Source organism: Sphingobium sp. LMC3-1-1.1, assembly GCF_040676285.1.
Classification (GTDB): Bacteria; Pseudomonadota; Alphaproteobacteria; order Sphingomonadales; family Sphingomonadaceae; genus Sphingobium.
This window is the reverse complement of record NZ_JBEGHQ010000045.1, coordinates 155,709-170,362: the sequence shown is the minus strand read 5'-3', so window position 1 is coordinate 170,362 and position 14,654 is coordinate 155,709. Positions and strand designations below refer to the sequence as shown.

13 protein-coding genes are annotated in these 14,654 nt (G+C 66.4%); 3 read left to right on the top strand and 10 right to left on the bottom strand.

Annotated elements, in window-relative coordinates; translation table 11 throughout:
• Window positions 1–12: 12 nt before the first annotated feature.
• The gene (locus MRBLMC3_RS18315) at window positions 13–2,706 is read right to left on the bottom strand and encodes a TonB-dependent receptor (RefSeq protein WP_363831107.1); all 2,694 of its coding nucleotides are present in this window, start codon (window positions 2,704–2,706) and stop codon (window positions 13–15) included.
• A gap of 292 nt (window positions 2,707–2,998) precedes the next feature.
• Window positions 2,999–3,757: a class I SAM-dependent methyltransferase gene (locus MRBLMC3_RS18310; protein WP_363831104.1), complete on the bottom strand. Its 759-nt coding sequence runs from the start codon at window positions 3,755–3,757 to the stop codon at window positions 2,999–3,001.
• A 127-nt stretch (window positions 3,758–3,884) separates the two neighbouring features.
• On the opposite strand from MRBLMC3_RS18310, the gene pip reads away from it, so the two are divergent.
• Window positions 3,885–4,838 carry a prolyl aminopeptidase gene (gene pip, locus MRBLMC3_RS18305; RefSeq protein WP_363831102.1) on the top strand — a complete coding sequence of 318 codons (954 nt, stop codon included), beginning with the start codon at window positions 3,885–3,887 and terminating at the stop codon, window positions 4,836–4,838.
• A 2-nt stretch (window positions 4,839–4,840) separates the two neighbouring features.
• A complete protein-coding gene (locus MRBLMC3_RS18300; protein WP_363738913.1) occupies window positions 4,841–5,167 on the top strand; it encodes a hypothetical protein in 327 nt (108 codons plus the stop codon).
• Window positions 5,168–5,179: 12 nt separating this feature from the next.
• On the opposite strand, the gene MRBLMC3_RS18295 is transcribed toward MRBLMC3_RS18300, so the two are convergent.
• On the bottom strand, window positions 5,180–6,967 hold the full coding sequence (locus MRBLMC3_RS18295; RefSeq protein WP_363755693.1) for an ABC transporter transmembrane domain-containing protein: 1,788 nt from the start codon (window positions 6,965–6,967) through the stop codon (window positions 5,180–5,182).
• 142 nt (window positions 6,968–7,109) lie between these two features.
• On the bottom strand, window positions 7,110–8,408 hold the full coding sequence (locus MRBLMC3_RS18290) for a class I SAM-dependent methyltransferase (protein ID WP_363831099.1): 1,299 nt from the start codon (window positions 8,406–8,408) through the stop codon (window positions 7,110–7,112).
• Between the two features lie 96 nt (window positions 8,409–8,504).
• Here MRBLMC3_RS18290 and dgcA point away from each other — a divergent pair, with 96 nt between their 5' ends.
• Window positions 8,505–9,479 (top strand): N-acetyl-D-Glu racemase DgcA, encoded by a 975-nt coding sequence (dgcA, locus tag MRBLMC3_RS18285; protein WP_363831096.1) that lies wholly within the window; start codon window positions 8,505–8,507, stop codon window positions 9,477–9,479.
• Window positions 9,480–9,528: 49 nt separating this feature from the next.
• On the opposite strand, the gene MRBLMC3_RS18280 is transcribed toward dgcA, so the two are convergent.
• The 6 genes from MRBLMC3_RS18280 to MRBLMC3_RS18255 all read right to left on the bottom strand — a co-directional run bounded on the left by MRBLMC3_RS18280 (window position 9,529) and on the right by MRBLMC3_RS18255 (window position 14,489).
• Complete coding sequence (locus MRBLMC3_RS18280) at window positions 9,529–9,915, bottom strand: hypothetical protein (protein ID WP_363831093.1); 387 nt, start codon at window positions 9,913–9,915, stop codon at window positions 9,529–9,531.
• 103 nt (window positions 9,916–10,018) lie between these two features.
• The gene (locus MRBLMC3_RS18275) at window positions 10,019–11,197 is read right to left on the bottom strand and encodes a mechanosensitive ion channel family protein (protein WP_363755701.1); all 1,179 of its coding nucleotides are present in this window, start codon (window positions 11,195–11,197) and stop codon (window positions 10,019–10,021) included.
• Between the two features lie 27 nt (window positions 11,198–11,224).
• Window positions 11,225–12,232: a DNA topoisomerase IB gene (locus MRBLMC3_RS18270; RefSeq protein ID WP_363831090.1), complete on the bottom strand. Its 1,008-nt coding sequence runs from the start codon at window positions 12,230–12,232 to the stop codon at window positions 11,225–11,227.
• Window positions 12,233–12,320: 88 nt separating this feature from the next.
• The gene (locus MRBLMC3_RS18265; RefSeq protein ID WP_363738926.1) at window positions 12,321–13,013 is read right to left on the bottom strand and encodes a hypothetical protein; all 693 of its coding nucleotides are present in this window, start codon (window positions 13,011–13,013) and stop codon (window positions 12,321–12,323) included.
• Window positions 13,010–14,371, bottom strand: a complete 1,362-nt coding sequence (locus MRBLMC3_RS18260) for a putative O-glycosylation ligase, exosortase A system-associated (protein WP_363738928.1) — start codon at window positions 14,369–14,371, stop codon at window positions 13,010–13,012. The genes MRBLMC3_RS18265 and MRBLMC3_RS18260 overlap by 4 nt, the downstream gene beginning before the upstream one ends.
• On the bottom strand, window positions 14,364–14,489 hold the full coding sequence (locus MRBLMC3_RS18255) for a hypothetical protein (protein WP_363738930.1): 126 nt from the start codon (window positions 14,487–14,489) through the stop codon (window positions 14,364–14,366). The genes MRBLMC3_RS18260 and MRBLMC3_RS18255 overlap by 8 nt, the downstream gene beginning before the upstream one ends.
• Window positions 14,490–14,654 lie beyond the last annotated feature (165 nt).

The following is a 14,654-nucleotide window of genomic DNA, read 5'->3' as shown; positions in this document are numbered from 1 at the left end:
CGGCCGGTTTCCTCAGAAGAACAGCTTGCGAAAGCTGATCGTCACTGCACGGCCCGTCGGGTCCATATATCCCGGCTGGTAGCGGACCGGCGTGTTGCCGCTTGCATCGGTGACGCTCTGCCGCTGGTTGAACAGATTGTCGATGCCGATCGAAACGCGCGCACCGCGCAGGAAGGGATGGTTCTTCACCAGCGAGGGCATCTGCCCCAGATTTGCAAACAGGCGCAGGTCCACCGTCGCCAGGCTGCTGAAATCCAGCCGGGATGCGCCACCAGCCGTTCCGCCCAGCGCCCCATCGACATGGGTGCCGCTCTGCCAATCCACGCTCAACCGTGCGCCCAGGCCGTTATTGGTATAGCCGGCCCGCGCATTCAGCTCATGCCGGGGCTGTCCGCCCGACGATCCGGTGGCACCCCCATTGAGCAGGTCGAGTTCCGGCACGCCGGGCGCGATCAGGATGTGCTCGTTGAAATGCCAGCTGTGGTAGAGGCTGAAGCTGAGCCGCCCTCCGCCTCCGCCGCCCCGTCCGCCGCCGAAACCGCCAGGTCCGCCAAAGCCGCCGCCCGGTCCTCGCGGCCCGCCGCCAAAGCCTCCGCCCTGGCTGCCCGGTCCGCCGCGATCGCCATCACCCCGCGGCTGGTCGCCACCACCCGGTCCAGGAGGAGGCCCTCCGGCACCACCCCCCGGTCCGCGATTGCCGAACAATCCACGCAGATCCTGCAGTTCCTTGGGCCGCTCCTCCGGCTTGGCGCCCGCGGCCCGCCACGCTTCCACCACCTTCTGGATATGCGACTTCAGCGGAATGGAAAGATCGAAGCCCCAGCGCAGCTGCTCGCTCTGCGAACGCAGATAATTGACGGGCCGTGCATCGATCTGCACCAGATTGCCGTCCTCGTCACGCAGGAAACGCTGCGGAAAGGCGGCCTCGATCGCCGGGGTCGGCGTCGGGAATGCCGAGATCGGGTTGGTGGTCCGGCTGTTGGTATAGGTCGCGGTGAGGGTCAGATTGGGCTTGTCGAACGGCTTGATGGTGGCGCTCAGGCGGAACTGGTCGCGCACGCTCTCCCGGAGCGCGGCATTGCCGCCGCTCAGTTGCGTCACGAACACGGTCTGTCCGGTCGCATAGTCGAACACCGACACGTTGGGCGTGGAGATCAGCGGATCGGTGATCTGCTGGCCCGTGGGTGCGGCGCGATCCTGATTGGCCGACATCAGCAACTGCACGGCGGGCACCGGCCGCCAGCGCATGCCGTAGCCCAGTGTCGACAGCGTGCCGAAGTCGGAATAATGCTGGGCCGCCGCATTCACATTGACGCCGATGTCGCCGATTGCGCCCAGCACGCCCTTCGTCCGGCTGGTGATCGGCACGTCCAGGCTGATCTGTCCGCTGCCGATTTCGCGGCTGTAGCTGTTGTCGCGCTCCCCGCCCGAACGGGTCGACCAGCTGTCAAAGCCATTGGCCGAGCCGCCCACCCGAACGGATGTCGTCACCGCCCCGGCCGGCAGGTCGAACAGCGGACCCGACAGCAGCAGGTCGCCTTGCACCGCTTTCGATTCCGCCCTTGCCCGGTCGATCAGGCGCGTCGACAGCAGGTCGGCGGAGAAGCTGCCAAAGGGGTCTGCCCCCGCGTCGATCGCGTTCTGGATCGCCGCCGTGCCCACGCCTCGATCCGTCGCAGTGCGGGTGTTGGAATAGTCTCCATTGGCGGTGAAGGACCATTGCCAGCCGCCTCCCAACAGGCCGTTCAACGTCAGGCCGACATGGCCCGTCGTGCCCCTGATCTGTTGCCCCAGATCGCCCGCCTGCCGCAGGTAGCGATAGAAACTCGTCGGCGTGGACAGGGGTGAAAAGGGATTGCCGGCGGCCAGGTCGAACTGTGCTGCTTGAAACCCCTGCAGGCTGTCGCTGTCGGACAGTTCCAGTCGTCCGTTGAGGGACATGGATATCTTGCCCAGCGCGCGGGCCAGGGTCGCATTGGTGGCAAAGCTCTCGGTCGCCGGGCTGAGCGTGCGATGATGCGCCAGCTCGCCGCCGGTCATGCCATTCTCGCCCACCAGAAACGCGCCGATGCCGGACAATTGATTGGCCCGATCGCCCTGCACGGTCGGCACCACGCCGCGTTCGCTCTCCAGCAACGATGCGGCGGTCTTGTACTGCATGTCCAGGGTGAAGCGATTGTCGCCCCGGATGCGCAGCACGGCCCCTTCCGCGGAGCCGTTGTCGCCTCCCCCCTGCGTCGTCGTGCCCGCGCGCAGGTCCACCGTCTCGGCGCGGAACCGCTGGCGCAGCACGATGTTCACCACCTTCTGCGTCGGCGCATAGCCATAGCTGAGCGCGACTTCTTCGGGCAGGATGTCGACGCGCGCCACCGCTTCGGACGGGATGTCCTGAATCTCCGAAAAGCTGGAGATGCGCTTGCCGTTCAGCAGCACTACCGGCGTTCCGTTGGTCTGGGGCGACAATTCCGTGATCATCTCCGATATGGACGTGACGCCCAGGGCACGCACATCGGCCGGGGAAAGCTGCTGCTCCGGCTTGATATTGCCGACCACGGCGCCGCGTTGGGGCTGGCCGGTGACGACGATCTCATCGGCATCGTCCATCTGCCCGGCCGGGCCTTTGGGGCCCTCCGTCTGCGCCATCAGCGCCTCCGGCGCCGCGCTCATCATCAATGGAAGCAGAAAGCAGGCGAAGGAACGGCGCACTATGACCCCCTGGGATTGGAACCTGAATGCCCTCCCTCTAGGGGGGAGTTGTCGCAAGACTCTGGCAACGCCTGTAAAGATTTGTCGCAAAATGTAATCCGGCGTCGCACCGCCGGTCGGAAAGCGTCATGGAATAGGATGCCGGATCCATGACGCCCGCCTTCATGAGGTCGCCGCGGCGGGGGCTGGGCCGTCGGGGCGCCCATGGCCGCTACGCGCCCCGCAGCGGGATGGCGCGCCCAGCACCACCGACCGCTTCTTCCGTTTCCGGCCTCCCGCGTTCGAACGATCCTTATTTCGGCTTGCGAAAGCGGAAGAGGAAGCGATCGGTCTTGCCGCGGATGGCGGGATCAAACACGGGCTTGCTGTGGTCGTCCTGCGGATTGGCCAGCAACGGGCTTTCCGCCTCCAGCACGAAGCCGGCCTTGGTGAAGTCGGCCTTCACCACCGCCGGATCGATCCTGTGCAGCTTGTCGACGATCGCCCGGGTGTCGCCCGCCGGTCCGACATGATCGATCACGCCGACGATCCCGCCCGGCTTCGTCGCCGCGTAGAGCGCCGTGACGAAGGCGGCCGGATCGGCGACGGGAATGCCCATCTCCTGGGACTGCCAGTAAAGGTCGTGATAATTGAGGTTGAGGATGGTGAAGTCGAAGCTGCCGGCCGGCGCGGTGAAAGCTTCGAAAGGATAGCTGACCCACCGCACTTCGGGTCGACGGGCCTGCAGCTTTTGCCATTTCTGAAGGCTTTCGGCATCGGCCGTGAACTGGCTGGGTTGAAAGCCCGTCACCTTCCCCTTCGGACCGACGACATCGGCCATGATCTCCGCCCAATAGCCGGAACCCGTCACGATGTCCGCAGCCTTCATGCCCGGCTTCAGGCCAAGGAAGGCAAGCGTTTCGGCCGGCTTGCGTCCCTCGTCCAGCGCCTTTGCCTCTGCGGGGCGCCCGGGATCGGCAATGGCGGCGGCAAAATCGGGTGCCTTCGCCAGGGCAGCGGGAGCGCAAGCGAAGACAAGGCCAGCGCAGACAAGCGCAAGGGTGGAACGCATCGGAATCCCTCCTGTATGAATCGCGCGAAAGATGCACCGGGCTTCGTCGCCACTCAAGCGTCGCCGATCGAAGCGGATCGCGCGTCCGTCGATTGCATTGGCCGCCAGACTTTCTACACATTGGTGCATGCGCACGCTTTATCCCGCCTTGGAACCCTTTGCTTCAGGATATCTCGACGTCGGTGATGGCCACCGCATCTATTGGGAGCGGGCGGGAACGCCGGGCGCAAAGCCCGCCGTCTTCCTGCATGGCGGGCCGGGCGGCGGCATATCGCCCGATCACCGCCGCCTGTTCGATCCGGAACGCTACGATGTCCTTCTTTTCGACCAGCGCGGCTGCGGTCGCTCGACGCCCCATGCGGAGCTGGAGGCGAACAGTACCTGGCATCTGGTCGCCGATATCGAACGCCTGCGGCAGATGATGGGGGTCGACCAATGGCTGGTCTTCGGCGGAAGCTGGGGTTCGACGCTGGCCCTGGCCTATACCCAGAGCCACGCCGAACGCGTCACCGAACTGGTGCTGCGCGGCATCTTCACCATCCGCAGGCAGGAGATCGACTGGTATTATCAGCAGGGCGCGAGCCGCATCTATCCGGACAAATGGGAACGCTTCGTCGCGCCCATCCCGGAATCGGAACGCGGCGACCTGCTCCACGCCTATCGCCGCATCCTGACCGGCGACGATCGGTTGCGGCAGATCGCCGCGGCCAAGGCGTGGAGTGTCTGGGAAGGCGAAACCATCCGCCTGATGCCCGACGCGACGCTGTCCGCCACGCATGAGGCCGATGATTTCGCGCTCGCCTTCGCGCGGATCGAAAATCATTATTTCGTCCATGGCGGCTGGCTGGAGGAAGGCCAGCTCATCCGCGACGCCGGAAAACTGGCGGGCATCCCCGGCGTCATCGTGCAGGGCCGCTATGACATGGCCTGTCCCGCCGAAACCGCCTGGGCGCTGCACCGGGCCTGGCCGCAGGCGCGCTTCGAAATGATCGAAGGGGCGGGCCACGCATTCAACGAACCCGGCATATTGGACGCGCTCATCCGGGCGACGGACGGGTTTGCCGCTCAAGCGAAAGGATAATCATGCGCACATGGATGGTGCTGGCGGGGGTGTTCACCCTGATCGCCTGCGGCGATAGCAGCGACCGGATCACGGCCGTCGATCGCCGGGAAACGCCAGAAACCGGCGCCGCTGCGGCCGTCGCGAAGCTTGACGAGGCCCAGCGCAACGGCGTGCTGGAACGGGCCGTGCGCGCGTCGGGGGCGGCTTGCCCCACGGTCACCCGATCGGAGCGCACGGAAGTCCGGCCCGGCGTCAAGGGCTGGAAGGCCGAGTGCAATGACGGCACGGCCCATCTGATCGAGATCCAGGCCGACGGCACCGCGAACGTTACCAGCCGCACGCACTGACCGCCACGCCCCTCAGCTGGCGGCAACATCCTGAAACTGCAGATTGGCCAGCCGCGCATAGAGCCCCTTCTGCTGCATCAGCGTGGCATGGTCGCCCTGTTCGACCAGCCGCCCCTCATCCAGCACCAGGATGCGGTCGGCGGCTCTGACGGTGGCCAGCCGGTGGGCGATGACGATGGTGGTGCGACCCTGCATCAACCGTCCCAGCGCGTCCTGCACCAGCCGCTCCGATTCGGCGTCGAGGGCGGATGTCGCTTCGTCCAGCAGCAGGATCGGCGCATCGCGCAGCAGGGCGCGGGCGATCGACAGCCGCTGGCGCTGGCCGCCGGAAAGGCGCGCGCCTCCTTCACCCAGAAAGCTGTCCAGACCCTGCGGCAGGGCGCGCAGGAAACCCTCCGCATTGGCGGCACGGGCCGCTGCCCAGATATCCTCGTCGCTGGCATCCCATCGCCCGTAGCGCAGATTGTCGCGTGCGGAGGCGGCGAAGAGGATGCTTTCCTGCGGCACCATGGCCATCATGCCGCGCACTTCCGCCGGATCGGCCTGGGGCAGCGGCACGCCGTTCAGCCGGATCACGCCCGAATCGGGATCGTAGAAGCGCAGCGCCAACTGGATCAGGGTCGATTTCCCCGCGCCGGAGGGGCCGACGATCGCAACGGTCTCGCCCGGCGCGATGTCGACCGAAATGCCGTGCAGGGCCGCCTGGTCGGGGCGGGTGGGATAGCGGAAATGCACGTCCTCGAACTGAAGATGCGCGCCATGTTCGGTCCGCGGCACCGGCACGGGCCGCGTCGGAGCGGTGATCTGTGGGGTCGCGCCCATCAACTCATGCAGCCGCCCGGCGGCACCCGCGCCGCGCAGCAGGTCGCCCCAGGTTTCCGACAGCGCACCGAAAGCGCCCGCGACCAGGCCGCCTGTCAGGACGAAGGCGGCGATGCTGCCCCCGGACAGCTTCCCGTCGGCAACGTCCAGCGCACCCTGCCACATGACCGCCGTGATCGACCCGAAGACCAGCGCGATGACGATCGCCGTCATCGCCGCGCGCAGCGCGATCCGGCGGCGCGCGGTGGCAAAGCCGGCCTCGACCGTGCTGTCGAACCGCGCCGCTTCCCGCCCCTCCTGGCCGAAGGCCTGCACGATCTTCATCGCGCCCAGCGTTTCCGACGTGACGCTGCCGACTTCGGCCAGCCGATCCTGGCTTGCCCGCGACAGGGCCCGCACGCGGCGGCCAAGGCCGATGATCGCGACCAATATGACGGGAATGCCAAGCAGCAGCAGCCCGGCAAGCTTGGGCGCCAGCGCGAAGAGATAGATGAGGCCGCCGATGCCCGTCACCACGTTGCGCAGCGCGATCGACACGGTCGATCCCACCACCTGGTCGATGATCGCGGTGTCGGCGGTCATGCGCGATGCGATTTCGGACGGTCGGTTTTCCTCGAAGAAACGAGGTTCCTGACGCAGCAGATTGGCCTGGGTGGCGGACCGGATGTCGGCGACGACGCGCTCCCCCAGCCAGGACACGAAGTAGAAGCGGGCGGCCGTGGCCAGCGCCAGGATCGCGACGATCAGGAACAGATATTCGAACCAGCGGCTGATGTCGCCCCCGCCCATGAAGCCGCGGTCGATCACCAGCCGGAACCCGCTCGGGATCGCCAGCGTGGCGGCGGACGAGACGAGAAGGGCGAAGAGCGCCCCCGCGATGCGGCCGGGATAGCGTCTGGCGAAGCGCCAGATCATCGACAGGCTGCCCAGTGGGGGGCGCGTCCCGGCGCGCGGCGATGGCTGTTCCACATCCTGCATGACGCCGGGCTCTAAAGGGATTTCGCGGGAAAGGGAACATTCCCGGATTCGAAATCCGACCCTTTCTGGCGATGCGCCCCGGAGCATTTTCAAGTTGACCGGTTACGGTCGCCGGCTCGGGAAATGCGGCATCGAAAGACCGCTAGCTTGCGGGCGCGATCTCCGCCGCCAGCGTCATGATGCGCTGCGGCCCGGCGCGGCCGGTCAGGGCATAGGCCATGTCGCCCGCCTCCCAATAGGCGATGACGTCATCTGCGCGCCGGGCGAGCAGCGGGCGCGCCTCCGCCGGGGTTTCGGCCCGGTCCGCGAAGAAGGAGAGCTGCTCCCCCTGCGGCGTGGTGATCGAAACGGCGATGGCCGGGCTGTCGGGCGTGGGATAAAGCTGCACGTCTTGGACATGCCAACTGGCGGGCAGCGGCGGCAGGACGATACCGGTCGAATGCTGGATTTCGGCGGGATTGAGCGTGGCGCTTTCCACCTGGGATGTCATGCTTTGGCGCAGCAGCCCCGTGCGGTGGGATGCGGCGGCCTCGTCCAGGAAGGCGGAGGCCTGCGCGGGTTGCGGGAATTCGCCCAGTTCGCCGCGCGCAATCCAGCCCGTGGCGATCAGGGCGACGATGCCCGCTGCCCGGCCCAGATGGCGCCAAAGGCGGTGATGGTCATTATCGTTCGCGACCGGGAGGGATGGGTCGCGGCGCCGGCCCACCAGCGTCCCCTTGGTTCCGTCATGCCTCAGCCGGAATTCGATATGCGGCCAACGCTTGCGCCAGCGCCGGGCGACGAGTCGTTCGCCGGGACGCGCCGCGTCGTCCAGCAACACCACGGCGCCCGGAGAAAGCCGGGAGAACAGGCTGTCCGCCGCGCCGCGCACCATCGGATGCACTGCCCAGGGCGGCCCGTCGATGATCAGCAGGTCGATCCTCTCGGGCAGGCTGTCGATGTCGTACCAGCGGCCCGGCCAGTCTTCCCTCTCCACGGCCAGCGGCGCATGGCGCAGATCGGCGGTCAGTCCGTGATCGGCCAGCCAGTTGCGGGTCGCCTGCACGAAGCCGTCATGCTGGTCAAAGCTGGTCAGCCGACCCCCGCCATGCAGCGCCAGGGCGCGCGCCGCGATGAGCGTCGATGCGCCCGCTCCCAGTTCCACGACATGGGCGGGCCGCAGCTCCGCGATTTCCCGGACGATATGGCGCAGGAAGCCGACATCGGCCTTCCAGCTACCCAGATGCGGCAGCGCGTCATGGGGCAGGCCAAGCTCGTCGAGCAGCGCGCGCTTGTCCGCCTTGCGCCCGCCCGACAGGCTGGCCAGCAGCCAGGGCCAGCTGATCGCGCCGAAACCGATGCGCCAGGCCCAGTCGCCCAGCGCATCCGACGGCCGCCGTCGGGACGCCGATGCGTCGGCATCGCCGAGGGACAGGATTCCGGTCAATTCTCTGGAGGTCACGGGTGCGCCTGTCCTTTATCTGCGGGTGGAGACTGGTTATGCGGCGGGATAGACCGTTCGCATAGACCCGTATATTTGCCAGCATAGGGAACGCCGATGACCCGCATCATATCCGCGACTGTTGAACGCTGGCCGGTTGCGGGGGCCTTCATCATCAGCCGTGGGGCGAAGACATCGGTGGATGTGGTCGTCTGCACGGTGGGCGATGGCACGCATGTCGGAAGAGGCGAGGGCACGGCGATCTATTATGAGGGGGAGACGGCGGAAGGCTGCGCCGCGGCGATCCAGGCCTATGCAGGGCCTCTGGAGCGGGAGGCGTTGCTGGAGACGATGCCGCGCGGGGCCGCCCGCAATGCGCTGGACTGCGCGCTGTGGGATCTGGAGGCGAAGCGCGCCGATGTACCGGTGTGGCAACTCGCCGGCGTGGAGAAGCCCGGCCCGCTGCCCACCGCCTTCACCATCAGCCTGGGCGATCCGGAAAAGATGGAGTCGGACGCGCGCGAAGCGGCGGCGCGCGGTTTCGGCCTGCTCAAATGCAAGCTGACCGGGGATGGCGACCGGGCGCGCATAGCCGCCGTGCGTGCAGGGGCGCCAGCGGTGCGGCTGATCGTCGATGCCAATGAGAGCTGGCATGATCTCGATATCGCGGACGACGCGCGGGCCCTGGCGGAACTGGGGGTGGAGATGGTCGAGCAGCCGGTCTTCCATGGTCGGGAGGAACGGTTGGCAGGGGTCCGTTCGCCGCTGCCGCTCTGCGCGGATGAGAGTTGCCACACACGGGCCGACCTCGACCGGCTGGGCGATTTCGACGCGGTGAATATCAAGCTCGACAAGGCGGGCGGGCTGACCGAGGCCCTGGCCCTGTCGCGGGAGGCGCGGGCGCGGGGATTCCGGGTGATGGTCGGCTGCATGCTGGGCACGTCGCTGGGCATCGCTCCCGCCGCGCTGGTCGCGCAGGGGGCGGACTGGATCGACCTCGATGGCGCGCTGCTGCTGGCGAAGGACCGGGAAGGGGGACTGGAACTGCGCGAGGGGCAGCTATGGCCGGGCAACCTGTGGGGCGAGATCTAGAGCGATTTCCAAGCGATCGTCGGACCTTCGCGGCAGCCCGACGCCGATATCAATAGCCCAGCGTCAGCCCCAGCGCATAATATTTCGGTCCTACATTGGCCTTGGCGCGCAGCTTGGGGATCAGCGGCATGGCAAGCGTCGCATAGGGCCGCACATTGTCGCTGCTGAAGCGTACGCCAGCGCCGATGGTGGCGGAGGCGGGGAGGGAGTAGCTTGCCTCCACGCGGCCGTAGAGCTTCGTGTCACCGTCGCGCAGATAGACGCCGCCGCCCGGCGTCAGGCTGAAGCCGCCAATATCCATGGCATAGCCGGCGCCGATTTCCGTTCCCCAATGCCCGTCGGCGCGCCCATAGTTGAGTTCGGCGCCGATCCCCTCGGCATGGGCGGCGGGGGCGAAGGCGAGCGCGGCGGCGGTCAGCAGGCAGATCTTTTTCATGACTGTTCCGAATTATCCGTTCAGGGCGCTCCCCGACTGACTCCCGCCGACGCGCCGGGCAAGGGGGAGCAGGCAGAGCGAGTCGGATATGCGGTCGGGCGAGTCAGCCCTGGGCGCCACGCTGCGGCTGGTCGACGCGGACCACCGGCTGCACCTCCGGATAGGGCATGATCGCGCGGCCGTCCGGCGCCGCCGTGAAGCTGGTCTGCGTCGGATAGGCAAACTCGATCCCCTCCGCGTTGAAACGCTTCCATATCGCCAGGCCCACGCTGTGCCGTGACCCGAAATAATCATGGGTGTCCGGGTCGGGCACGTCGAAATTGAGCTGATAGTCGAGCGAACTGGCGCCGAAGCTGACCAGGCCTGCATTGACGAAAACATGCCCTTCCGCTTCGACGATCTCCTTCAACATGGCGGGTATGGCCTCGGCCTTGTCCTCCGGCGTCTGGTAGATGATGCCGATGGCGAAACTCACCCGCCGCTGCGCCAGCGTCTGGAGGCTGGTGATCTCCTTCTGGAGCAGGTTGGCGTTGGATATCACCTTCTTCTCGCCGCTCATCGCGCGCAGATGGGTGCTTTTAAGGCCAATGCGCTCCACGCGGGCGGTGGTCTGGTCATAGGTGATGACCTCGCCCAGCCGGAACGGCTTGTCGAAGATGATCGACAGCGCGGCGAACAGGTCGGAAAATATGCCCTGCGCCGCAAGGCCGATGGCGATGCCGCCGATGCCAAGGCCCGCGACCAGGCCGGTGACATTGACCCCCAGATTGTCCAGCACGACGATCAGCGCGATGGCGAACAGGGCAAAGGTCACCAGCACGCGGATCAGGCCCATGGCATTGGCCAGGCTCTGGCCCTCGTCCGCCGAGGTGCGCCGTTCCACCAGGCCCAATATGATCTCGCGCGCCCAGATCGCGCATTGGAAGACGGCGGCGATGGTGAAGAGGAAGGCGATGGTCTTGAGCACCATCTCCGGCGGCCTGGCATAGCTCACCACCAGCCGCGCGGCGACCATCACCATGAAGAAATGGGTCGTGCGGGCAAAGGCGCGGCCCACCACATTGGCAAGGCCCAGCGTGTCGCCCGGATGCCCTTTCAACCGCCCACCGACGCCGCGCAGCACCGTCAGCAGGCTGTAGACGATCACCCCCGCGCCGATGGCGATCAGGATCTGCGGATAGTGGAGCGAAAACCAGTGAACAGTCGAATGCCACATCTCGCCGAGGTTGGGCGGGCGGACGTCGATCTGCGGCAGCGTGGCGGTGTCTTTTTCGGCAGCCATGAAAATCCTTGCGTTCGGGCCCGCGGATCAAGCCGCTATCGGAAGGGCGGTCGTTCCGCCAGCCTCTTCCAGAAAGACGATCAGTCCGCGTTCGTAGCGGGACAGATAGCGGGTTGCGCGCGGCAGGCGAAGCCCCTGTCGCCAGACATCCTGTCCATCGCGGCAAAGTGCGATCAGCGCAGGGTGGATATAGCTTTTGCGGCTGATCGCCGGGGTATTGCCCAGGGCCGCGGCGACCGGCTCTATCATCTGCCCGAGTGACACGTCGCCCGCCGCCAGCGTCTCGAACGCAATGACGGAGGCGCCCCAGGTGCGGAAATGCTTGGCGGTGAAATCGCTGCCCATCGCCTCCGATATATAGGCGTTGACGTCGCTGGAGGTGATCGGCCGGGCGATCCCTTCCTCATCCAGATATTGGAAGAGATGCTGTCCCGGAAGGTCCTGCATCGCGCGAACGAAGCGGACGAGCCGGCGATCGGTGATCGTCAGCTCATGCTCCCGCCCCGATTTGGCGCGATATCGCAGGCGCAGCGCCTGGCCGCGCAGGTCGACATGGCGGCGGCGCAGCGTGGTCGCGCCGAAGCTCTTGTTCGCGGCGGCATATTGTTCATTGCCGACGCGCACCTTGGCCAGGTCGAGCAGGCGGACGACGGCGGCCAGCGTCTTTTCCTTGCGCAGTCCGCGCCTGGACAGGTCGGCCTCGATCCGCGCGCGCAGCTTGGGCAGGGCGCGGCCGAACGCCGGGCAGCCGGCATATTTCTCCGCCTCCCGCGCGGCGCGGAAATCGACATGGTATCGATATTGCTTCCGGCCCCGGTCGTCATAGCCGGTCGCCTGGATATGGCCGTGCGGGTGGGGGCAGAACCAGCAGTCGCGATAGGCGGGCGGCATGGCGATGGCGTTCAGCCGGTCGATCTCTTCCCGATTGGTGATGCGCTTGCCGCCCGCGTCGAAATAGGCCCATCCCCTTTTCGCGGCCCGGCGCGTGATGCCAGGCAGGCTGTCATTGGCATGGACGACGGAAACAGACGGCATGATTTTCCGAAACCCGCCGTCGATCGCTTCGTTCCGCGAAGCGCCATGCGGGGGCGGAGGACAAAGCGCGCCCCCCCTATGCCGCCGGCTAAAGCCGCCTGAACCGCATGCCGCCGGACAGTTGCCAGTGCTGGGGATGCCGGCGCATCACCGACAAATGGGCGAGGGTCAGCGTCAGGCAGAGGATCGCGGCAGGGATCGCGACGGCCTGCGCCACTGGCACCAGCAGCGCGGCCGCCGTCGTGAAGATCGTTCCGCCCAGCGCCATCAATGTCGCGCCCGGCTCCCCATCCGGACCGCGCAACCAGAAGACGCAGCCGCCTATGCCCAGCGCAAAGGCCATGGCGAAGCGAGCAGCCTGGGCGGGCTCCGCCAGGCCGCAGCCGATCAGCAGCAGCAGGATCGCTCCGGCCAGGCCACGACGCGGCAGGCGGCCGAGCAGATTGGCGACGACCGGATAGATCAGCAATTCGCCCATGGCGATGGCGACCAGAATGGCCATGGCAAGGCGGCCCTGCTCCAGTCCGGCGAAGAGCGCGACAGCCGCGATCCCGGCCCAGGGCATCAGCCGCAGGGGCGCCATGCGGATATGGCTGATCCAGCCCCGCAATCCCGCGCGGGTTTCCCACCGCCGGTCCGCCAGCCGCAACTGGAAGGCGGCGACGATGAACAGGGCCTCCGCGCTCCAGGGCAGCAGGGACGGCATGATCAGCGGCGCGGCGAGCACCAGTCCCAGCAGCAGCCCATGCGCCACTCCCAATATCTTCAACTCGCCCTTCATGCGGGACTCCCCTGCGCGACTGCCGTTGCGGGAAATAACGGCTGGCGCGCGGCCAACTTGCGTTTCCGGGTCAAATAGGTGTCGAGGCCGATCTGCAGCGACAGCATCATGAAGATGAAGGGCTGGTAGGCGATGCCTACGAACAGCGATCCCACCATGTAGATGACATGCCCCTGCTGCAGCGCGAGCGCGAAGGGCGATACCCATGCCTCATCGCCTTCCCGCGTTCGGTACAGGCGCCGGATCGCCTCGGTGCGGATGAAGCAGGTCAGATGCAGCAGCGCCCACAGGAAGAAGCCGAAATAGCCCTGCTCGCCCAACATCTCGAAATAGGCGCTGTGATAGGCGCGGCCATGATCGGTGATGATGCGGTTTTCCATGCGCGAACCGGCAGCGTCGATCACCCGCTCCTGCATGACATAGGTGAATTTGTTCTGCAGATAATTGTCGAAGCCGCCGCCGCCCGGATGCTCACGCACATAGTCCAGCGTCCATTTCCACACGGCCAGGCGGGTCGAGGCGCTTTCGTCCTGGCTGTGATTCTCGATCGTCGACATGCGCTGCGTGAAGCTGGCGGGCAGGAAGGGGATGGCCGCCAGCGCCGCGACAGCCATCAATGGGCCATAGAGGAAACGCCGCTTCGACCGCATCAGCATCAGCCCCGCCAGGATGGCGATGCAGACAATGCCGGTGCGCGCCTCCGTGCCCAGGGGCATCAGCAGGCAGGCGAAGCAGAGTGCATAGGCGAACAGCTTCACCCGCCAGTCGGGCGGGAAGACGGTGCCATGCCGGGACAGCCAGAGGATCAGCGGGATCAGCGAAATGGCCACGGTCGAGATGATGCTGCCTTCGTAGAGGCCGCTATTATTGTCGACCATCAGGTTCAGCACGCCATAGCCGCCTCCCGACAATGCCGTCTTCATGCCGCCATTGATGATGATCGTGCTGGCGCAGAGTACCATGAACAGGGCCAGCGCCTCGATTCGCAGGCGAGTGCGCAGGGTGACGGGCAGGAAGATGGCGAACAGCATCGCCTTCCACACCCAGCCCCATTTGGTCGCGGCGTTGATCGGGAAGTCCGCGGTCGCCGTGGTATAGCCGCACCAGGCGAGCAACAGCAGCAGGATGAACTGCCGCGCTGACAGGCGGCAATCCTTCTTGTCGTCGACCAATATCCACGCTCCCACCGCCAGCACGAAGGCGATGAAGGAAATGGGAATGCTGTTCAGCAGGAAATAGGAAAGCCGCTGGGGCGAGACGATGTCGATATAGGCATAGACCGCGATCAGCAGGAAAGGCCGCCGGAATCCGGCCAGGAAGAAGGCGCCCAGGAAGGCGACGAAGAACAGGTCACGCATCGCCGCCCTCCGCTCGCGGGTCGGACGGGTCGCGATCCAGGTCAGGCCGCGACAGCAGCCGCCAGGCCGCCAGCAGGATGACGCCATGGCTGATGAGAAGGGAAAGGGCGTCGATCATCGCGTGTGTTGCGGGCCATCCATTATCTGCAAACTGCTCCTGCGAAGGCACTCGAGTGAGACGAGCGGCTCGCGAGAGCCCGGTCCAGACGGCAGAACTGGACTCCTGCCTTCGCAGGAGCACCTCGTACTGAAGCCTGAACCATCCCACCCCTAACCCAACAGA

What these genes read in the sequence shown, in the direction of transcription:
- pip (WP_363831102.1), top strand. Translation starts at nt 3,885, where the DNA reads ATGCGCACGCTTTATCCCGCCTTGGAACCCTTTGCTTCAGGATATCTC.
- MRBLMC3_RS18255 (WP_363738930.1), bottom strand. Translation starts at nt 14,489, where the DNA reads ATGATCGACGCCCTTTCCCTTCTCATCAGCCATGGCGTCATCCTGCTG.
- MRBLMC3_RS18300 (WP_363738913.1), top strand. Translation starts at nt 4,841, where the DNA reads ATGCGCACATGGATGGTGCTGGCGGGGGTGTTCACCCTGATCGCCTGC.
- MRBLMC3_RS18295 (WP_363755693.1), bottom strand. Translation starts at nt 6,967, where the DNA reads ATGCAGGATGTGGAACAGCCATCGCCGCGCGCCGGGACGCGCCCCCCA.
- MRBLMC3_RS18265 (WP_363738926.1), bottom strand. Translation starts at nt 13,013, where the DNA reads ATGAAGGGCGAGTTGAAGATATTGGGAGTGGCGCATGGGCTGCTGCTG.
- MRBLMC3_RS18280 (WP_363831093.1), bottom strand. Translation starts at nt 9,915, where the DNA reads ATGAAAAAGATCTGCCTGCTGACCGCCGCCGCGCTCGCCTTCGCCCCC.
- dgcA (WP_363831096.1), top strand. Translation starts at nt 8,505, where the DNA reads ATGACCCGCATCATATCCGCGACTGTTGAACGCTGGCCGGTTGCGGGG.
- MRBLMC3_RS18260 (WP_363738928.1), bottom strand. Translation starts at nt 14,371, where the DNA reads ATGCGTGACCTGTTCTTCGTCGCCTTCCTGGGCGCCTTCTTCCTGGCC.
- MRBLMC3_RS18275 (WP_363755701.1), bottom strand. Translation starts at nt 11,197, where the DNA reads ATGGCTGCCGAAAAAGACACCGCCACGCTGCCGCAGATCGACGTCCGC.
- MRBLMC3_RS18310 (WP_363831104.1), bottom strand. Translation starts at nt 3,757, where the DNA reads ATGCGTTCCACCCTTGCGCTTGTCTGCGCTGGCCTTGTCTTCGCTTGC.
- MRBLMC3_RS18270 (WP_363831090.1), bottom strand. Translation starts at nt 12,232, where the DNA reads ATGCCGTCTGTTTCCGTCGTCCATGCCAATGACAGCCTGCCTGGCATC.